19 protein-coding genes and 1 riboswitch are annotated in these 19920 nt (G+C 40.4%); of the genes, 7 read left to right on the top strand and 12 right to left on the bottom strand.

Annotated features, from left to right (window positions below; all coding sequences use genetic code 11):
* The first annotated feature begins 14 nt into the window (after positions 1-14).
* On the top strand, positions 15-1115 hold the full coding sequence (locus tag VXM68_RS20275; protein WP_367209819.1) for a family 43 glycosylhydrolase: 1101 nt from the start codon (positions 15-17) through the stop codon (positions 1113-1115).
* A gap of 147 nt (positions 1116-1262) precedes the next feature.
* Here the strand turns inward: VXM68_RS20275 and VXM68_RS20270 are convergent, their stop codons facing one another.
* Positions 1263-2204 carry an alpha/beta fold hydrolase gene (locus tag VXM68_RS20270; RefSeq protein ID WP_294182805.1) on the bottom strand — a complete coding sequence of 314 codons (942 nt, stop codon included), beginning with the start codon at positions 2202-2204 and terminating at the stop codon, positions 1263-1265.
* Positions 2205-2523: 319 nt separating this feature from the next.
* Here VXM68_RS20270 and VXM68_RS20265 point away from each other — a divergent pair, with 319 nt between their 5' ends.
* The 5 genes from VXM68_RS20265 (at position 2524) to katG (ending at position 7072) form a co-directional block, all read left to right on the top strand.
* Positions 2524-3081, top strand: a complete 558-nt coding sequence (locus tag VXM68_RS20265; protein ID WP_293954602.1) for an RNA polymerase sigma factor — start codon at positions 2524-2526, stop codon at positions 3079-3081.
* Positions 3082-3093: 12 nt separating this feature from the next.
* Positions 3094-3432, top strand: a complete 339-nt coding sequence (locus tag VXM68_RS20260; protein WP_075993453.1) for a hypothetical protein — start codon at positions 3094-3096, stop codon at positions 3430-3432.
* A 200-nt stretch (positions 3433-3632) separates the two neighbouring features.
* Complete coding sequence (locus VXM68_RS20255) at positions 3633-3956, top strand: hypothetical protein (RefSeq protein ID WP_294182801.1); 324 nt, start codon at positions 3633-3635, stop codon at positions 3954-3956.
* A gap of 79 nt (positions 3957-4035) precedes the next feature.
* Positions 4036-4491 carry an Hsp20/alpha crystallin family protein gene (locus VXM68_RS20250; protein WP_312330508.1) on the top strand — a complete coding sequence of 152 codons (456 nt, stop codon included), beginning with the start codon at positions 4036-4038 and terminating at the stop codon, positions 4489-4491.
* 301 nt (positions 4492-4792) lie between these two features.
* A complete protein-coding gene (gene katG, locus VXM68_RS20245; RefSeq protein ID WP_367209818.1) occupies positions 4793-7072 on the top strand; it encodes a catalase/peroxidase HPI in 2280 nt (759 codons plus the stop codon).
* A gap of 98 nt (positions 7073-7170) precedes the next feature.
* On the opposite strand, the gene VXM68_RS20240 is transcribed toward katG, so the two are convergent.
* The 11 genes from VXM68_RS20240 to VXM68_RS20190 form a co-directional block, all read right to left on the bottom strand.
* A complete protein-coding gene (locus VXM68_RS20240; protein WP_367209817.1) occupies positions 7171-7749 on the bottom strand; it encodes a DUF1572 family protein in 579 nt (192 codons plus the stop codon).
* 283 nt (positions 7750-8032) lie between these two features.
* Complete coding sequence (locus VXM68_RS20235) at positions 8033-8776, bottom strand: DUF2807 domain-containing protein (protein ID WP_367209816.1); 744 nt, start codon at positions 8774-8776, stop codon at positions 8033-8035.
* A gap of 249 nt (positions 8777-9025) precedes the next feature.
* Positions 9026-9682, bottom strand: coding sequence for a thiaminase II (gene tenA, locus VXM68_RS20230; RefSeq protein WP_367209815.1), 657 nt, complete (start codon positions 9680-9682; stop codon positions 9026-9028).
* A complete protein-coding gene (gene thiD / locus VXM68_RS20225) occupies positions 9669-10508 on the bottom strand; it encodes a bifunctional hydroxymethylpyrimidine kinase/phosphomethylpyrimidine kinase (RefSeq protein ID WP_367209814.1) in 840 nt (279 codons plus the stop codon). The genes tenA and thiD overlap by 14 nt, the downstream gene beginning before the upstream one ends.
* Entirely contained in the window at positions 10505-11137 is a 633-nt protein-coding gene (thiE, locus tag VXM68_RS20220; RefSeq protein ID WP_367209813.1) for a thiamine phosphate synthase, read from the bottom strand. Before thiE ends, thiD begins: the two co-directional genes overlap by 4 nt.
* Entirely contained in the window at positions 11127-11930 is an 804-nt protein-coding gene (gene thiM, locus VXM68_RS20215; protein WP_293954611.1) for a hydroxyethylthiazole kinase, read from the bottom strand. The genes thiE and thiM overlap by 11 nt, the downstream gene beginning before the upstream one ends.
* 82 nt (positions 11931-12012) lie before the next feature.
* Positions 12013-12105, bottom strand: a riboswitch (TPP riboswitch).
* Between the two features lie 63 nt (positions 12106-12168).
* Positions 12169-13011, bottom strand: coding sequence for a VanW family protein (locus VXM68_RS20210; protein ID WP_294182789.1), 843 nt, complete (start codon positions 13009-13011; stop codon positions 12169-12171).
* Between the two features lie 124 nt (positions 13012-13135).
* Positions 13136-14386, bottom strand: a complete 1251-nt coding sequence (locus VXM68_RS20205) for a hypothetical protein (protein ID WP_367209812.1) — start codon at positions 14384-14386, stop codon at positions 13136-13138.
* 33 nt (positions 14387-14419) lie between these two features.
* Positions 14420-15163 (bottom strand): dienelactone hydrolase family protein, encoded by a 744-nt coding sequence (locus VXM68_RS20200; RefSeq protein WP_294182787.1) that lies wholly within the window; start codon positions 15161-15163, stop codon positions 14420-14422.
* A 119-nt stretch (positions 15164-15282) separates the two neighbouring features.
* Positions 15283-16128 carry an NAD(P)-dependent oxidoreductase gene (locus tag VXM68_RS20195; protein ID WP_367209811.1) on the bottom strand — a complete coding sequence of 282 codons (846 nt, stop codon included), beginning with the start codon at positions 16126-16128 and terminating at the stop codon, positions 15283-15285.
* Between the two features lie 60 nt (positions 16129-16188).
* Entirely contained in the window at positions 16189-16818 is a 630-nt protein-coding gene (locus VXM68_RS20190; RefSeq protein ID WP_294182782.1) for a Crp/Fnr family transcriptional regulator, read from the bottom strand.
* A gap of 429 nt (positions 16819-17247) precedes the next feature.
* Between VXM68_RS20190 and VXM68_RS20185 the strand changes: the two genes are divergently transcribed.
* Positions 17248-19860 (top strand): TonB-dependent receptor, encoded by a 2613-nt coding sequence (locus VXM68_RS20185; protein ID WP_367209810.1) that lies wholly within the window; start codon positions 17248-17250, stop codon positions 19858-19860.
* Positions 19861-19920 lie beyond the last annotated feature (60 nt).

Raw genomic sequence — 19920 nt, 5'->3', positions numbered from 1 at the left:
AAAAAAATAATAAGATGTTGAATGCAATGTTGTTCAGATATTGGATCGGCGGAGTTGTCGTACTGAACTTGTTGAGCTCCTGCGGAAGCTCTCCAGGTTCAGTCAAGCAGTCTGGGCAAATGACAAATGCTACGGCTCAGTATAAGAGCTACAGCAATCCGGTTTTTGAGCCTATACTTGCTGATCCTACAGTCGTTAGAGATCCTCAGAGCAAAATGTTCTATGCATACGGGACAGCCGACAATTGGGGTGACGGAAAGGGACAGCGTTTGGTGTCTATTCTACAATCGGCTGATCTTGCTCATTGGACCTGGATTGGCACGGCCTTCAGCTCAAAACCGAGCTGGAAAGCCGAGGGGGGAATCTGGGCACCAGATGTGGTGAGGTTAAATGGAAAGTATATCTTATATTATGCTTATTCAACATGGGGAGACCCCAACCCCGGTATCGGTGTAGCCCTAGCAGATAGACCGGAAGGCCCCTTTATCGATCAAGGTAAACTTTTTGATAGCAAGGAGATCGATGTACCGAATTCAATAGACCCTTATTTTTTTACAGAAAATGGGCAGAATTATCTGTTCTGGGGTAGTTTTAGTGATGCGAATACGCAGGGTACATATGGTGTTGAACTCGATGAAAATGGGACCGCGGTACCCGATTTAAATAAAAAATTTAAAGTTGCTGCTGGGGATTTTGAAGCTGTCGTGATCCATAAACGTAAGGGATATTACTACTTTATCGGATCCAAAGGTTCCTGTTGCGAAGGAGAAAAAAGCAGTTATCATGTTCTTGTAGGGCGCTCCCGCAAGCTGAAGGGACCTTATATCGATCAAGAGGGCCGTAATCTTGCACAGCGGGGGAGTGGAACGTTGTTATTAAAGGGAAATGATCAATTTGTGGGGACAGGTCATACTTCGCGCATTATTACAGACGATAAGGGAAAAGATTGGATACTCTATCATGGCATGGACCCAAAGCGGCCTCGCGTGGCTACAGGGGGAAATCGCCGGATGCTATTTTTGGATCAGATTATCTGGGATAAGGACTGGCCCAAAATTGAAGGGGCAACCAGCAGTGTTGCAGCGCAACGTCCCCCAACGTTTAATTTTAAATAGAATTTTCAATAGCTAGCATCTGATCGCCCAGCGTTGTGCAACGGAATAGGGGCGGGTATGGTGATTAGTTTGCTAGTGTTGATTTTTTTAGCTTAATTGGTCTTTAAATAGTTAGATGAGCCTATTCGAAAATATTACAGCCGGAAACTAAACTAAATGGCGATGAAGCCAGGTACTGATGAACTGGAATACCTCCATTTTGCAGTCTTCATTTAAAATTTCATGCCGCATGCCTGCATATAATTTAATGGTTATATCGGTCTGCCCCTGTGCACTTAACTGCGCTACGCTCTTTTCAACGCCCATTCCAAAATCTCCAATTGGATCATTCTGTCCGCTGATAAATACAATTGGTAGATTTTTGGGGATATTCTTGGTAGCTTCGATATCTGTCGCTTGCAAGGAAAGTTCCAGCACGGTATGAAATCCATTGTTGGTAAACAATCCCCCACAAAGTGGATCTTCCAAAAATGAAATACGGTTTGTCTTGCTTACGCTTAACCAATTGCTGTTATTTTGGTTGGGCTCGTTCTTGAAGCGAGCATTGTTGCGTTTGTCAAAAATACGGTTAATCAATTTGCTTCTTCTTTTGGGGGCAATACTATTGAGCAGCGTGAGTAAAAGGCGAAAAGCTGTTGAACCTTTTTGACGTTGGCCTGAACCCACGATAATGGCCCCCTTAAATTGTATTCCTTTTTTCTGTAACACGCAACGTGTAACAAAAGATCCCATGGAATGCCCTAAAATAAATTGAGGCAGTTGCGGATATGTTTCTCGCAAGAAATTACTCATTGTAATGGCGTCATTAATGAGTTGCTCCTTAGCCCTATGCTGTTGAAAATACCCCAATTGATCCGCATCTAGAGCTGTCTTTCCATGGCCCAATTGATCGTAGGTTAAAATCGCAAAATGCTGTGTAGCCAGATAATTGGCCAATTCTTGATACCGACCGCTATGCTCTTGCATACCGTGGACGATAAGAATCGTAGCCACTACAGGAGGATCTGTAGGCTCGTAAAAGTTATACGAAATTTTATACTTATTTTCTGCCGTATGAATGGCATAAAAACCTGACGATAACCTATTCATGATGCGTTTTGTTATTTATTTTAAACTAAGACAAATTAATGGAATTTGCAAGGTCAGTATCTCTTTATAGCTCTCAAGAACATTACGCATATTGCCTAAAGCTGAGACAAAAAGAGTAACGCGATTAATTTTGTGGTTTATACATATTTTTTTAGATTTTACTTAATTTAGACTATACAAAGTGTATACGAAACAAGAAGATAAAACTGACATGTTGTTCATGATGCGGAGTGAGCGGGAAGAGATTGATGTAAATAATTTAAAGTAAAAGTTTTGCTGGTTCGTCTAGGCTGCTATGGACATTGCATACCAAAATCATATGGCAGAGAAAAATTCCAGATCATTTACGGATACCGTTAAGACTTATGGGAGTCAGCTGCTGCGTTTTGTTAAGGGGAAAGTAAAGAAAACTGAGGATGCAGAGGATATCTTACAGGAAGTTTGGTATCAATTTAGCCGTTTGACCAATATGGATGAACTGGAGAATGCTGGGGCCTGGCTTTATGCCGTTACACGCAATAAAATTACCGACAGCTATCGAAAAAAGAAAAGTGAATCACTTGATGATCTGATCGCAGGCGACGATGATAGTGAGCGTTCATTTCCTATCCGTCAGTTTCTTTTAGCTGATGACTCCAACAATCCCGAGCTAAAATTATTTAAGGATATTTTTTGGGATGAACTGATGAAAGCATTGGACGAACTGCCAGAAAAACAAAGACGGGTTTTTATGTTGAATGAATTGGAAGACAAAACGCTTCAAGAAATTGCCGTGATGGAAAATGAGCATTTAAAGACCATCATTAGTCGCAAAGGGTATGCAGTGAAGCATCTGAGAGTACGGTTGCGGAGTTTGTATGAAGAATTAAAATTTTAAAAGGATTAAGCTATGAATGGAAGAATGAATAGACAGCGAAAGGGTAAATTCGCTTTTATGTTTGTCGCTATTATCATTGGTGTTTTTTTGTTGGTAGCCTTACTACAATATTTATGGAATACATTAATGGTTGATATTTTCAATTTAAAAACAATTACCTATTGGCAGGCATTAGGACTCTTTGTTTTGTCAAGAATTCTGTTCGGCAGGGGTTTTGGTAAACCTGGAGGGGGGAGATTTCGAAAAGGTTTTCCGCGTCAGATGGAAAAAGGAGAAGATCTTTCCGATGAGGAAAGGGAGCGGTTGCGGGAAGAATGGAAGCGTCGTTTTGGAGGACGATGTGGATTCTAAAAAAAGAATAAAAATTTTAAAGTAAAAACTGTTGTTGGGCGTCTTCTTCTATAAAGGCGCCTTTTTTTATGTCGGTATCCTGATGCTAAGGAAATAGCAGAACGCGATGTTCTGTCAGAATGGATGTTGGCTACAATAATTAATTACAAATATGAAGGTCAAGAAGAAGTACAATTTCAGACAGATAAAGATGTGTACTGATGGAAACCTTTAAAAAAATATGTATTCAAATGAAAAATAAACTTCAATTTATATTGCCGCGCCTGATCGTGCTTACGGCAATAGCCGGATTAGCAACGCTAATTATTGGGACGATCTTTAAACTCTTGTTGTTTGGAACAGTGCTGTTTGGTATAGTAACCTTTGCCGCAGCAAGAATGCGCCGGAGAGATCGGCGGGCTTTCCAACTGGACGCCGCCCCAGTACGCCCGAATGTTCAGCGTCACTATGATACAGTCGTAGCGATCGTGCCGTTAAATGCAAAAAGACGTTCCAAGAAATCAACAATAGTTCCTGTTTATTAATAGTTGCAGTATCGCAATTGCCAATGCAATCCTGCGATCATCAATTTACATTTAGTATTCAAAATTAAAAATTAAAGATATGTTTAAAAGAGATAATTACAGCAGCGGATATTCAAATCATGATAAATTTTGTGGAAAGCATTTTAAGGACCGTTTTGAAAAATTTCAGCAGCATTTTTTTGATGACGAACCCCTGCAAAGCGCACGGAGACAGCAGTTTTTTCCTGTAAATATTGTTGAGAATCAAGAATTCTTTGAAGTACAGCTTTTTGCTGCTGGTCGCAAGAAAGAACAATTCCAAGTCACCATACAAGAAGGAGTGCTTAAAATTTCATGTACAGCGAATATACAAGACAATTCCGTAGATTATATTTATAAAGAGGAAGATGGATTAGCATTTGAGCGTGAATTCCAATTAAATGAACAGGTGCTTACAGATAATGTACATGCCAGTTTTGAGGATGGGGTGTTGACGGTCATTCTCCCAAAAGATCTCGAAAAGGTAGCGAGACCACAAGAGGTTGTTATTGATTAATAACAATAGTAAACGTAAATCAGTATTTGAGCTGATTTTGAAAAAGGGCAGCATATAGAAATTGGCTGTCCTTTTTTATTTCTCCAAATGTTTACCATACCACTTTCCATTATACGAAGCTTAAAAAGTTGAAAAGCTATTATCATTCATGCAGATAGTGTTTTTGTTGTAATATAAATTTTATCTATAGTTTATCAAATCATTCGATGGAGCGGTTCGACTGCATTTATGTACTTTTATGAAAGTTGAAATCAAACAATTTGATCAATTAGGGTATTATATAAAAAAACTTTCTTTTAATATGGACAATAACGAAAAAGACATTAGCAAATGCCCATTTCACAATGGTACGATGCGCAATTCGGTCGCAGGAGGTGGAACTCAAAATCAAGATTGGTGGCCAGATAGATTACGTGTAGACCTGTTGAGACAACATGCGAGCAAGTCAAACCCGATGGACGTAGACTTTGATTATGCAGAAGCGTTTAAACAACTAGACTTGGAAGCTGTAAAAAAAGATTTACATGCATTGATGACTGATTCTCAGGAATGGTGGCCGGCAGATTTTGGACATTATGGTCCATTATTCATCCGGATGGCATGGCATAGTGCAGGAACTTACCGGGTAAGCGATGGTAGGGGCGGCGCAGGATCTGGTCAACAGCGCTTTGCACCTCTAAATAGCTGGCCAGATAATGTGAGTCTAGATAAAGCGCGTCGCCTGTTGTGGCCTATCAAACAAAAATATGGTAAGAATATTTCTTGGGCAGATTTAATGATATTAACGGGTAATGTTGCGCTAGAGTCTATGGGCTTCAAAACTTTCGGTTATTCCGGTGGGCGCGTCGATTCTTTTGAACCAGAATTGGATGTATATTGGGGGTCTGAGACCACATGGTTGGGCGGAGATATCCGTTATGCCGATGGTTCGGAAGGCGTAATGAAGTCGCATGGTGTGCTCTCGGCCGATGACGATGCAGACGGTAAATTACACACCCGCAATCTTGAAAAACCATTGGCAGCGGTACAAATGGGATTGATTTATGTGAATCCGGAAGGACCGGATGGAAATCCTGATCCGATTGCTGCAGCAAAAGACATAAGGGATACTTTTGGTCGGATGGCTATGAATGATGAGGAAACTGTGGCTTTGATTGCTGGAGGACATACTTTTGGGAAAACTCACGGCGCAGGGCCTGCCGACAATGTTGGAAAAGAACCAGAAGCTGCTGGAATAGAACAACAAAGCCTTGGTTGGAAAAGCACTTATGGCAGTGGGGTGGGAGCTGATGCTATTACCAGCGGACTGGAGGTCATTTGGACACAAAAACCGACAGAGTGGACCAATCTCTTCTTTAAAAATCTGTTTGAGCATGAATGGGAATTGACAAAAAGCCCTGCAGGAGCACACCAATGGGTCGCGAAAGGAGCCGATTCGACTATTCCCGATCCTTTTGATCCCAATAAAAAGCGCAGACCAACGATGCTGACCACAGATTTATCGTTGCGTTTTGATCCAATCTATGAAAAGATCTCGCGTAAATTTTACGAAGATCAAGATGCGTTTGCTGATGCATTTTCTCGCGCCTGGTTTAAATTAACACACCGTGATTTGGGACCAAGAGAGCGTTATTTGGGGGCCGAAGTTCCTGCTGAGGAATTATTGTGGCAAGATCCTATTCCTGCTGTCGATCATGTTTTGGTCGATGCGGATGACATTAGTATATTGAAATCCGCCCTATTGAACGCGGGACTTAGCACTGCCGAGCTCGTAACGACAGCCTGGGCTTCAGCGTCTACCTTCCGTGGGTCGGATATGAGAGGTGGTGCAAATGGCGCTAGAATACGTTTGGCTCCGCAGCGGTATTGGCAAGTTAATAATCCGGCGCAACTGCAAAAAGTTCTTACTGCGCTGGAGCAGATTCAGCAAGATTTTAATGGAAAACAACAGGGCGATAAAAAAATTTCATTGGCAGACTTAATTGTCTTGGGCGGTGTAGCCGCGATAGAGCAGGCAGCTCGTGCTGCAGGGCATAATATCAAAGTACCGTTTCATCCTGGGCGTATGGATGCGACGCAGGAGCAAACGGATGTGGAATCCATGGGTTATCTTGAGCCAATTGCGGATGGATTTAGAAACTATCGCAAAGGCGCTTATACCGTGTCTACGGAGTCGTTATTGATTGATCGGGCGCAGTTGTTAACCTTATCTGTTCCTGAATTGACTGTTCTTATTGGCGGGATGCGTGCTCTTCAAGCCAATTTTGATGGTTCTCAACTAGGCGTAATGACTGACCGACCTGGCCAACTGACCAATGACTTTTTTGTTAATCTATTGGATATGGGAACAGCTTGGAAAGCAATCTCTCCAGATCGGGAAGTTTTTGAAGGATCAGATCGTAAAACTGGTATAAAAAAATGGGAAGCAGGAAGAGCAGACCTTGTTTTTGGTTCGAATGCTGAATTAAGAGCCGTTGCCGAGATATATGGCAGTGCCGATGCAAACGAAAAATTTGTACAAGATTTTGTGAAGGCATGGAATAAAGTGATGGAGTTGGATCGTTTTGATTTACATCGCTAATACGACTTAACAATTTAATCGATCATCGTATTTTAAGATTTCAATTACTTTACAATCAGGGCCGGTAAAAACATACCAGTCCTGATTATATCTTAATATTAAGGTGTAGTGTTCCGGTCTTCCTGCAGAAATTCGGAGGTGAAATGCTGCTGTTGCTTTTTCTGTCTGAATTTCTCCTCATTATAGGAAAGGGAGTGCCCTTTAGGTATCGATAATGAGGACCATTTATCAACCAAACATATTTTCCCGATATAGAGAATCTTCCCGATGTGGTAAGGATAATGTGCGAGTTGCCGCAAGATCGCTTCCAGGACGGTATGTCCTTGATTACGGATATAGATGATTTTAGCGAGATCTTCTTCTCCGAGCGATTCAATTGCTTGGAATAGACACGCCCATCCAGCATTCCAATAGGTAATAAGCTCATCGCGATCTGTCCAGGTGTTCTCAAATTCCTGATCCCGGTTCCTATTTTCTTTTTCACCATCTGTGCTGAGAAAATCCGTCCAACGGGAAAGCATATTTCCACCTAAATGTTTTACAATTAATGCAATGCTATTGCTTGAATCATTTGGATGCCAAAAGAGCTGTTCAGTGCTTAATTGTGTAAATGTTTTATCACCCAATGATTTATAATATTTAAATTGCTTTATACAAGTCGCTAAGAAATTATCCATTACGCCGAAAGTTTGTCATTTATATGATATTAATATACAAAAATGTCGTGAAACCGAGACCGAAAATAGTTTTTTTTGAGCAGAAATTTGGTGGTGTTATCGTTCTTACTAATTTCCTAATACTGCTTTTTTTCAGGTGATGAATGTGTAAATTTAGAAGGAGAAGGAGAAGTGTGAGTAAACAGGTCAATAAAAGCAAAGGTGATACCGGGGAAGTACCACCTTTTTTGCTAACTAAACATTAAACATAAATAAACAGTCTTTTTCAAGACCACACTAAAAATTACATAACTACTTTGCCGCTAGTTGATTTGTCAACCTGGACATTTTTGGGTTGATTTTTTAATACAATTTTCGCAGACGTAGAAACTTTTCCTTGTAAGTTTTCTTTCACGCTGAGCGTTACATTGGCAGACGAATTCGCTTGTATTTGGGCATTTGTTGTCGAGAAGCGGCTCATATCAACCGATGCCGATGAGTTGGTATTCAAATTTAAATTTGAAGCACTTCCTGAAATGTCTTGGCTGGACGAACTACTTGCAGATACCTGCAAATTTTTACTGCTCACATTCGTTGTTAAACTACTCGAAGAACTTGTTGAAAGGCTTATATCATCCGCAATTAATCTTTTAAGGGATATGCTTGCTGAAGAAGATACGTCGACAGAAATTTTATCGGCCTTAATTGTTTCATCAGTATGAATTGAACTGCTAGAAGACGCCGCAAAACGTGTTGGTATCTTGCTTGAGTAAACAATTACGCGATTGTTTCTCGCATTTCTAATTTGCGTATTTCTTTTATACTGAACGTACAATGTGCCGTTTTTTACGGTCGTTTCGATAAGGGATAAATGCTCGGGATTATCAGCCTCAACAACAACCTCGTTGCGATTAGAATGAATATAATCTACACGTAATGAAGTTGCCGATGAAATGCCATCTGGAGCAGTGATTTTACGTGTTTCGCGTTCTTGTGCCTGAGCTACATATAAAAATGAAATAAAGGCAATGGTTAAGATTCTTTTCATTATTTTTCTGTTATTAGTTTAAATTTATTGTTACTGAAAGTTTCATTTTAATTTCCCTTTTTATCGTTTCTTATGTGCTTATGCACTTATGCACACGCTCTATCGTTAACTGCTACCTATAGTATAATAGTAATGCCAAAACTTTAAATCCGTTTAAAATACTGATTAACACTAGTTTTGTTCCTGAGTGCTATTTTCGTTAATGCTCATTTTTGAACATCAACTGTTCGGTATCGGACAATAGTTTGTTTACCATACCCTTCGTTTGTAGGCTGCTAACCAGAATTGATACTCTAATTGGGAAGCTGTTATAAATACTTGTCGCATCTTCTCCCGTTTTGTTGCAGTAGTTTCTGCAGCAATTTTGTCAACATAGTTTTTGGCCTTGATCACTCCCTGTGCAAAATCATCACCGCTATAGGTTTCTATCCATTTGGAATAGGGATTTCCCTGTGTATTTGCTGTCGATACAATGTGATCTCCGACCTCCTTATAAATCCAAAAACAGGGGAGTGTTGCCGCCATAGCGACCTCGACGCTCTCGAAAGCGGCTACGCTTTTAAGAAAATGGACATAATGATGGCAGGTTGGTTCGATCTTGTTGCTCTCGTCGGCAGCACTTAGACCAAATTCCCGAAAATAATTTTCGTGTAGCGCGCTTTCAACAAGAAGTGCATTACGACCAAATTCAAAATAATCCAATGCCTGTTGGTTGTCTATGCTTTTTGCACCTATAAAGGCGAGTACGCGGCCAAATTCTTCTAAATAGAAAGCGTCCTGCCGCATGTAAAATTGAAATTTATCCAAGGGGAGACTACCATCGCTAAGCTGAACGATAAACGGCATGGCAAGTATATCTGAATAAATAGTTGTTATAGAATCCCAGGCTTGATCAGTCCAGTTCATATTGAATAAGTTTAAGTGGGTTATGGAAGTGATTTAATGGCCCATTTCCTTTGCCAATAAGAAGATCTTTACTACCGGCTATTGCTGCGTGTATATAGGCCAATGCGAACTCTACGGCTTTATCGAGGCTAATACCCTGTGCTAATTGGCTTGCAATTGCTGAGGAAAGCGAACAACCCGAACCATGTGTATTTTTGCTGTTGATTTTTTGGGATTTGAATTCAATCGGAGCGCTCTTGTGCTGGAATAATAGCGATGTTAGCTCTTGACTACGGAGATGTCCACCTTTAATCAAAACGGATTGACAGCCTTTTGCCAGTAGGGTATTTCCCGCTTTTTCCATCTTCAGGACATTGTCTATAACTTCGTCTACCAGGACACCTACCTCATCTAAATTTGGTGTAATCAGCGTTGCTAAAGGAAAAAGAAGTTCAATGCAGGCCTGAATTGTATCATCATGAATGAGCTTGTGTCCACTCGTTGACACCATGACTGGATCAAAGACGATAGGCCCTTTATATTCTTTTAAATAGCTGCTAATAAGCTTCACAAGTTCAATATTGTGTACCATCCCTATTTTGATTGCGTCGGGATAGATATCATCAAAAATCGCATCCAATTGATCCCTGACGGCTGCAGTAGGGATTTCATAAATATTTCTTACACCTTGTGTATTCTGTACTGGCAGGGCGGTTAATACATTCATGGCATAACAGCCTAATGCAGATATCGTTTTGGTGTCTGCCTGTATACCTGCTCCACCACTACCATCGAACCCCGCAATGCTGAGTACGGTAGGGACCCTGTATTTTTTATCTTTTGTCATTTTAATAGTTCTTTTAGTTGTGCACTGGCCTGTCTGGGGTCTTGGCTTCGGCAGATGGCCGAAACGACTGCAATGGAGTCTGCACCTGCTTTCCAAGCCTGTTCAGCGGTTTGCAAATTCATGCTGCCGATTGCAATCAATGGTTTTTCCGTCCTATTCCTAAGTTGCTTTAAACCCGAAATTCCCCATTCGGTTATCGTATCCACTTTTGTTCTCGTTGAAAAAATAGGGCTTACACCAAGGTGGTCGACAGCGCACATTTGTTGACTTTCCAGTTGTTGCATGTCTTCTATGGACCAGCCAATAGTCAATTTGTCGCCATATTTTTCGCGAATTGCGAGCGGCTGCACATCATTTTGACCCACATGTACTCCCCATGCCTCGATTTGGGCAGCGATTGCTACGGAATCATTGATCACGAGCGGAATACCATAATGATCGGTCAGTTTTTTTAAACGGATGGCTTTATCCAAAAATGTGGCCGGATCGTCAGCTTTTTCGCGCAATTGTATAAGATCGACTCCACCAATAATGGCCTCTTCAGCGACATTTAGCCAATTTTGAGGATAACAGTCGCGCTCAGAAATGACTAAATATAAAGGGTAGGGAAACAGCGGATTAATGCGCATAGCGTTTGATCTTGAGCGTTGATTTTAGACGTTCTGCATTGAGCTGATAGAGTTCATCATAGAGATTTAACTGCAGGCTACCTGGGCCAGCTGCGGTTTGGGCAGCGCGTTCTCCCGCTAAGCTCAAAATGGATACACCGGCAACAGCTGCTTCAAAATAGTGGTCCGTAACACCTAAAAATGCCCCGATGAGTGCAGTAGCGCTGCAGCCAAGTCCGGTAACTTGCGTCATTAAAGGGTGACCATTATAGACTTCAACCCGGTATTCTTCCGAAAGGATATAGTCTACTTCTCCAGAAATACAGATAATTGAGCCGGTTTGCTCTTGTAATAATTGGCCAAATCGGAGGGCATCTTTACTGGCTGTCGTGCTGTCGACTCCCTTTGTGTTCGGTTGGTTGAAATTGTACAGCGTCATGATTTCTGATGCATTTCCACGAATAACCGTTGGTTTGAGATCCAGTAGATTGGATAATAAATCATTGCGGAATGCTGATATCCCAGCACCAACAGGATCAAGTACCCATGGACGTCCAATGGTATTGGCATGTTCGGTAGCAACCAGCATAGCTTCGGCAGTAGCTTCACTCAAGGTGCCGATATTAATGACAAGAGCTTGTGCAATATCGACAACCTCGCGTACTTCTAATGGACTGTGTACCATCACAGGGGACGCTCCTAGGGCTAAAAGTGCGTTGGCAGTATTGTTCATCACAACGAGGTTTGTGATGTTGTGTACGAGGGGTTTTTCGACCCTCAGCTGCTCTAATAAATTGATAATTGAATCTTCCATTCCTTTTACATATGCTAAGATGTACTGTATGGCCTTGGCGGGAAGAAGAGCGATAGCCTGTGCAGTAAAGGAGTATGCTGTACAGTGGATTTTTGCTTTTCCCTACGCCGGTATAAACCGAATCAGGTTCAAAGGGACTATCTCAATTCTATACAGAATACCCCCAAAGCCAAACCAAACTTAAACAAAAAAGTGGACTTTTCATATCCGTCATTTTTCGATCACTTAGCTTGTTGAATTAATCGACCGTATTTTGATCGGCACTAATTTCAATATATTCAACAGGGGTATAGGTAACCCGGGCAAAATTTTTGGTCAAAAGTTCGGTTTCCAAAATCTTTCCACCCTGAAATTTTAAAAACTTCTCGCGCCAAATCTCATTTTTACGAAAGAACTGATTGTCAATTTTAAGAAATTGATGTTCTTTTTCAAAGACATGATAGGCAAAGTCAAGTTCTTGATCAATTCTTAATTCACCCTCTAAACATTTGTCTGTAAACCAGAGGTTTATTTGAAAGGTGTAAGGCGTGTTGTTGGTGAACTGATAATCGCGATAATTATAAAAGACGGTAGCTCCACTACCGAATGGCAATACACGGCCATCGTCCGGAAAAGGGTCAAAAGAGTGGTGATAACGTTCGTTGACGGTGAGTGGACTATGGATAACAAGCCAATGGATGAGGTTGGATATTTGACAGATTCCACCGCCAATACCCGCTCTTGCTTCACCAAAGGATAACTCCATTCCAGGCAGATATCCTTTTTTTACAGTGGGTAGTCCAACGAGTTTACAAAATGAAAAGGTTTCCTCCGGTCTGATCAGAATGCTATTAATCTGTGCAGCTGCAATTTTCAGGTTGGTAACTTTGTTAATCTGCAATTGCATATTATTTTCGCCCAGTTTTTTTAATAAGACAGACTGATGCTTCTTAATACGAAAGGGAAGTTTTTCAGCTGATTTAGCTGTGCTGTATTTTTTGTTGTCAATTAGCCAGATGACTTTTCTTTGTACTCTTCTTACCCATACCGCAAAAAAGTAGAGTATGGGATGGCGTTGACTGATCAGTTTTCTTTTTCTCAATTTGACGTTTTTGTATCGCTATCAAAATTAGTGCAGAAATGTGTTTTTAGCCGTATTTTGTCGCATATTTTTTATCAAAGTCAAGAATCTTATTTCCGGAGTTTAGCGCAGTTTTTCAGTTTGTTTAGTTGGTTTTCCTTACCTGTATGTACTTTGCCGTTAACTGTCCCTCCTTGTTGTATACTAGATTTTCAAAGGCACAGTTGCCGCGGTCTTTTACAATTGATTTTTGTTGTAATACACCCTCATAATAAAACTCATCAATCGTTTCGTTGGCTCGGTAGGATCGCTTGATTTCAGCTGTCAGTCGATCGCTTTGATCGAAGGTTTGACGTAGCGAATAGTCACTTGTTTCCGGACTATCATACTGATAGCGGACGCGACTTTCTCTTTGATCATTTCTGCCCGAAATCTCTTCAGTAATTCGATTCTGTTGATCATAACTGTAAATGGTCCAGTCTCTCCGTTGATAGACAAAATGAATGGATTCACTTTTTATAACCTGAAGTTTACTGTTCAAGTGATAAATTATCGCCGATTCAAATGTAGGATCGTAGGAAACAATGGCATTTGGGAGATACCGGTAAATTGTACTGCTGCTCCATTTACTATTTTGAAGGTACTGTATGGAGTCGATAAGTCCGAATTGATTATAGCATCTTTTGTTGTAATAATTATTTCCCCCGGAAAGATTGTTCGATGTGATCTCTTTGCCTTCTTCATATACCGTCGTCATCATTGCACCGGATTGCACCGCATTTTCGTCCGAAAACTGCTGCATTACATAAGTGCCGTCACATATCTTCTTACGCTGACTGTAATAAAGAGGAAGAGCGGGATTTGCGATAATAGCCGCTGCATATTGCCCGGATGGAATAAATTGAACTTGTGCGATTGAGTCAAAGAAATGTGAGGCATTATATTGTGCCGAAGCTTTCGTTGATGCAATTTGTGTGCTGGTGTTTAATAACGGTTTGGCTGCTGCCAGATAGGTATTACTATCGTATATGATCTTGGGTTTGGCTAATCCATCAAACAAGATCATGGCTTGACGTTGCTTCAATGACAATACGTCGATAGTCCATTGGTGATTTTTAACGATGAATGTGAGTTTTTTTGCATCGGTTTTTGTGACCAATAACTTTGTTGTGCTAAAAGGCACTAGTTTGAAAATCTCAGCAGCATTTTTTTCGTGTAGACGCATGATGAAATCAGTTGATTTATCGGACTCATTGGTTACAAAAAGAACTGCATGCGTTGGGCTAGCTATTGTTAGCGATTTTACTGTTTGCGATGCCGCGCTGGGACTATATAACAGCAATATCAACAACTGAATGATAATCTGATAAATGTGCAGTTTCGCGTTACAATTCATTTGGGTCGATATTGCTGTTGTTGATTTTTCTATTTAATTTAATACTTCTTTCAAAAATAATAAGGTGTGCTCCCAGGCACGTTTAGCCATTACGGGGTTATATTCGGCTGACTCGGGATTCGTAAACGTATGTCCAGAATTTGCGTAGGTAATTATTTGCCAGTCTGCTTTTCCTTCATTTAATTCCTTGACCAACCCATCGTAATCTTCTTTTGATACACTTTTATCGGCTGCTGGGTGCTCAATGAGTACTTTTGTTTTGATCGAACCATTGGGTCTGTCGGCAGCTTTGGATAGGCCGCCATGGATACTGACCACCGCATTGACGGGTAAATCCGCTCTTGCGGCTTCGAGCGCGCCCGTACCTCCAAAGCAATAGCCAATGACAGCAATCTTGCTGGGATCCGCACCCTCTTTTTTCAGTTGTTCCAATGCGAGCATTATGCGATGCTGATAAGCTTTATAGTCTGTCTTGTAGTGGCTGGCAATTTTCGAAGCGGCGGTGTTGTCGGAGGGGATATTCCCTTCACCGTAGATGTCGGCAATGAACGCGATGTACCCTTCTTTTTCAAGTTGTAATGCGGCTTGTTTCGCTTCGTTGTCAATTCCTTTCCATGCTGGAAGAATTAAAACAGCTGGGCCTTTTTTTGCCGTATTGGCGGTTACCATGCCGTTGAGTTTCTGTTCACCATCCTGGTAAGAAACCTGTTTTAATTGTTGGGCCTGCGTAGTCATGGTGACCATAGTAAGCATCAATAGTGTCATAACTGTTTTCATCTGTAAAGAATTTGTTCCACTTATTATTTTGTGTGATCAAAAATGAACCCAATTTGGAGTCCATCTCAACTAAATATAATTTTAAATGTACATTTTTTTCCGCTGTCGCCAACCTGAAGTTACGACTTGATGGATTCAATGATACCAATAACATCGAGCTGTCCGAGACCTTGATCGTGTGCTTTCCCGTAGGTTTCGAGTAAAGTCTGGAGGAGGGGATAGTCAGCACCGGCTTGTTGGGCCAGTCGAATATCTTTCAGCATAAGGTCTAGCGCGAATGCAGGACTGTAGTTTTCTTCCACCAATAATGGTGTTTTCACTTTTGTTGCCCCACTGCCGCTGGCACTATCGTTGATGATTTCGAGCATTTGGCCTCGACTAACGCCTAATTTGTCTGAAAACAGGATTGTTTCCGCAAGCCCTTGATAAATGGTGGATAGAAAATAATTTATGGCAAGTTTGGCGGAGATCCCTTGGCCATTTTTACCAAGATGTTTGATCGATTTGCCCATTTGCTCAAGGTAAGGTCTAGCGCGATGAACATCTTCTGATTCGCCACCAACCATAATAATAAGGGTACCTTCAGCCGCTGGTTTAGTACTGCCTGCTACAGGCGCATCAATAAATGCACCGCCTTTTTCTTTTAATTTCGATGCAATAGAAATAGAGCGTTCGCGTGAGATTGTACTCATATCGACAAATAATTTGCCCTTGATCTCCCTTTGCAGGATTTTTTCGTATACTTCGCTGACTGCTTCATCATTGGTGAGCATGGAAAATATAATGTCGCTATGATCGACTAATTCACCTATATCTTCGCTGATAATTGATTGCTCTTCAAAGCTTGCTGCTTTAGCCTTGTTTCTATTGTAAACAGAAAGGGGGAATCCTGCTTTTTCTAGATTTTTAGCCATGGGATACCCCATGTTTCCTAATCCTATAAATCCTAATTTTTCTATCTTCATCTAAAAATTACATTAATTGCTCTTGAAATTTACGTATAACTAAAGATACAAATGTTTTGCTTATTCCACCAATACCCTAATTTCGTTACGTAGCAGCACTATTTTATCTTCATGTTCGAGTTTTTTTAAAATTCGGGAGACAACGACTCGGGATGTATTTAAATCGGAAGCGATATCCTGATGCGTGAGGGTGAGGATTCGGTCGTCATTCAGCTTCACTTTGGCTTTCAAATAATTGATGATGCGTTCTTCCATGTTGGAAAAAGCTAGACTATCAACAGCTTGTAACATTTCGTCCATCCGGCTTGAATAGCTTGATATGATGAAATTTCGCCAGGAAGGGTATTTTCCCATCCAAAGGTTGACAAGCTCATTTGGAATCATGGCTACAGTCGTTGTTTTTTCTGCGAGCGCACGAATTTCACTTTTTTTATTCCCGAGGCAACAGGCTATTGACATTGTACAGGTTTGACCTTTTTCCAGGTAGTAGAGCAACAATTCGCCTTTATCTTCATCCTCCCGGACAATTTTGATTGCTCCATCCAAGAGGAGAGGCATCGCCCTGATATATTGATTGGTATCAATGATGAGATCCCCTTCACGGAAGGTTTTCATATGCGCGTTTTTAGCTATTTCAACGATTAATTCCGGTTCAAGAATGCCTGTATAAGCTTGTTCTATGGATAACATATTTTTTAAATTAGTTAAAGTTAATTATTTATAGGCTTATTTCAGCTGTTATGGGAAGAAAAGTAGGTAGGAGGAAACTACGGATTGAAAGAAACAATTTTTAGCATCTCATGAGGATAGAGTATGAAATCTTGTATTCAATTCATAAAAATCGTAAAATTGATAAATTTTGATTTATTCAAAACAGACAAAATATTATTTTGATTATTTTTGCTGTTTTTCCATGAATAGGATGGATGTGTTGTATTTATTTTAAGTCTGCTGTATTTTTTTTGCCTCTTTTTGCTGAAATTTGCTATTTTTCTGTGGAAGATTAAAATTTATTCTCTCTATATAGAGATACTGCATCATATTGGTATTGTTAAAATTAGTTAAAAAGACAATCAATTCCTAATTTTGCGGCACAAAAACAAAACAATCACATCTAACATGAAAAAGTCTTTACTTTTTTTTGCCCTTGTTTTTGCTAGTTATGGTGCCGTTCAAGGTCAAACAGCAAATACTGGTTCGGTTTCAGGAGTTGTCAAAGAAGCTACTGGACAAACGGTTAAAGGAGCAACCATTAAAATTACCCACATCCCAAGTGGACAAGTAGTAAGTGGCTCAGCCGATGCCCAAGGAAAATTTCAAATTTCAAATCTTCAAGAAGGAGGCCCCTACAAAGTAGAGGTAACTTACATTGGCGAAACGCCTGTTGTTTTCGAAAACATCATGCTGAAATCGGAGGAATCGTTGAATATCAATCCAATTTTTACGGCTGGATCTTCAACAAATTTGGATGAGGTTGTTGTTGTCGGTCATGGGGTTATCGATATTGCAGCAGGAAGAAAGACACCGATTGCCGTTTCGACGATCCGTAAGCAGGATTTAGAGGAAAGGGTAGGAGCACAGGATATTACTTCAGCATTAGCTAATACCCCTTCGGTTTATATCACTGGTCAGGCAAAAGGTTTTGGTGAGTCTTCTATGACAACACGTGGTTTTGATCAGTCCAATACAGCATTTTTGTTGAACGGTCAGCCTATCAATGGTATGGACAATGGAAGTGTATATTGGTCAAATTGGTCGGGACTTACAGATATTGCCTCTTTAGTGCAGATTCAACGTGGTTTGGGATCGTCTAAATTAGCGATTTCATCTGTCGGCGGAACCGTAAATTACGTGACACAATCCACTGCAATGAAAGAGGGTGGTTTTGTTCGTACCACTGTTGGTAACGATATGTTTATGAAGGCAACGGTAGGTTACAATACCGGTCTGATGAAAAACGGCTTTGCTGTTTCGGCTATGTTTACACAGTGGTCAGGTAACGGTTATATGGATCATACAGAAGGTGCTGGACAAAGTTATTTCCTGTCTGTCGGATATAAAGCGAACGAAAAACACAACCTGAACTTTATGGTAACAGGTGCTCCACAATGGCATAACCAAGGGTATACCTCAAAATTGTCCAATTATCTAGCTAATGGCAGACGTTATAACGACAATTATAAGGATGCAAATGGCGTGATGATGAATGCGCAGAAGAATTTTTATCATAAGCCTGTCGCCAACTTAAACTGGGACTGGACGATCGACGATAAATCATCTTTATCTACCGTTGTATACGCTTCTTTAGCAGCAGGTGGGGGGCAATCTTTGCGCAGTGATAAATACAATACAGGTAAATACTTAGCTGCCGATGTGAACAATCACCAATGGTTTGGTATAGTTTCTAACTATAACCGTAAACTTTCGGAATCCTTAAATTTCAATGTGGGTTTTGATGTAAGGGATTATAAGGGTACACATTATCGCAAATTGACTGATCCTCTTGGAAATACAAATGGTGTTGTATTGGGGGGTAATGTTAATTTTCCTAATAAGCCATTGGTTACCAATACATACTCAACAAATCCTTGGAAAGCATTCTCCAGCAAACCTGATTCGCGTGATGAACGTTTAGCTTGGGATTACAACCAATACATCCGTTATGGAGGTCTGTTTGGTCAATTGGAATATGCCAAAGATGGCTTTACGGCATTTTTTCAAGGATCGGTTTCTGAACAGCAAAACAAACGTTCTGATTATTTTCAATACACCCCGGGTAATGAGGATTCTAAAGACGTGAACAACTTTGGATACAATACGAAAGGTGGTGTAAGTTATACCTTGGGGCATCATAGTATTTTTGGTAATGCAGGGTATTATTCCCGTCAGCCTTATCAAAACAATATTTTCATGAATTATGCAAATGATATCAATGAAAATGCCGAAAATGAAAAAATCCTGGGTTTAGAAGCTGGCTATAAGTTTGCCTCTCGATTTTTGGATGTGAACGTCAATGTTTACCGCACAACCTGGGAAAATCGTGTTACTGGAAGCTCAAGTTTAGCGACGGCTGATGATGTGAAAAAATACAATCCAACAAATGATCCTGGTATTTTAGTCGGAGGTGCCTACTTATATACAACAAATTACGGTGTAAAACAGGTGCATAGAGGGGTAGAAGTTGATTTTGAGGCCCGCCCAATCGAAAAATTAAGCCTAACAGGATTTTTATCGATAGGTGACTGGAAATACGATGGTGCAGTAAACTCGGTTGTACGTAACGATAACCGCGTCGAATTGGGACGTTCTCAGGTTAACTTAACCGGTGAACATGTTGGTAATGCGGCACAAACTTCTTATGGATTTGGTGCTAAATATAAAGTGTTTAAGGGGCTATCTGTAGATGCAAATTACAGATACTATGAGCGTTTGTATGCATCGAATTATCGTAGAGAAGTAATCGATGGGCAAACTTATGGTCGCTATCTGAAATTACCGTCTTTTAATCTTTTGGACGCAGGTCTTTCTTACCATCTTCAGGTGAGTGACAAGAACGACATAAGTTTCCGTGTTAACATGAATAATGTGTTGAATAAGTTTTATATTTCTGAAGCAACATCCAGCAACTTGGTTACAGATATTAACAATTCTTGGAATGGTATAGATACATCCAATTTCGTTTTAATCGGACAGGGTAGAACTTGGAACGCATCGGTAAAATTTACCTTCTAGTAAATTTTACTCTAATTACAAAAAGCTCACAATATTTTGTGAGCTTTTTTTGTTTTTAAA

Source organism: Sphingobacterium sp. R2 (assembly GCF_040760075.1).
GTDB lineage: Bacteria > Bacteroidota > Bacteroidia > Sphingobacteriales > Sphingobacteriaceae > Sphingobacterium.
This window is presented reverse-complemented; position numbering and strand designations above follow the sequence as displayed.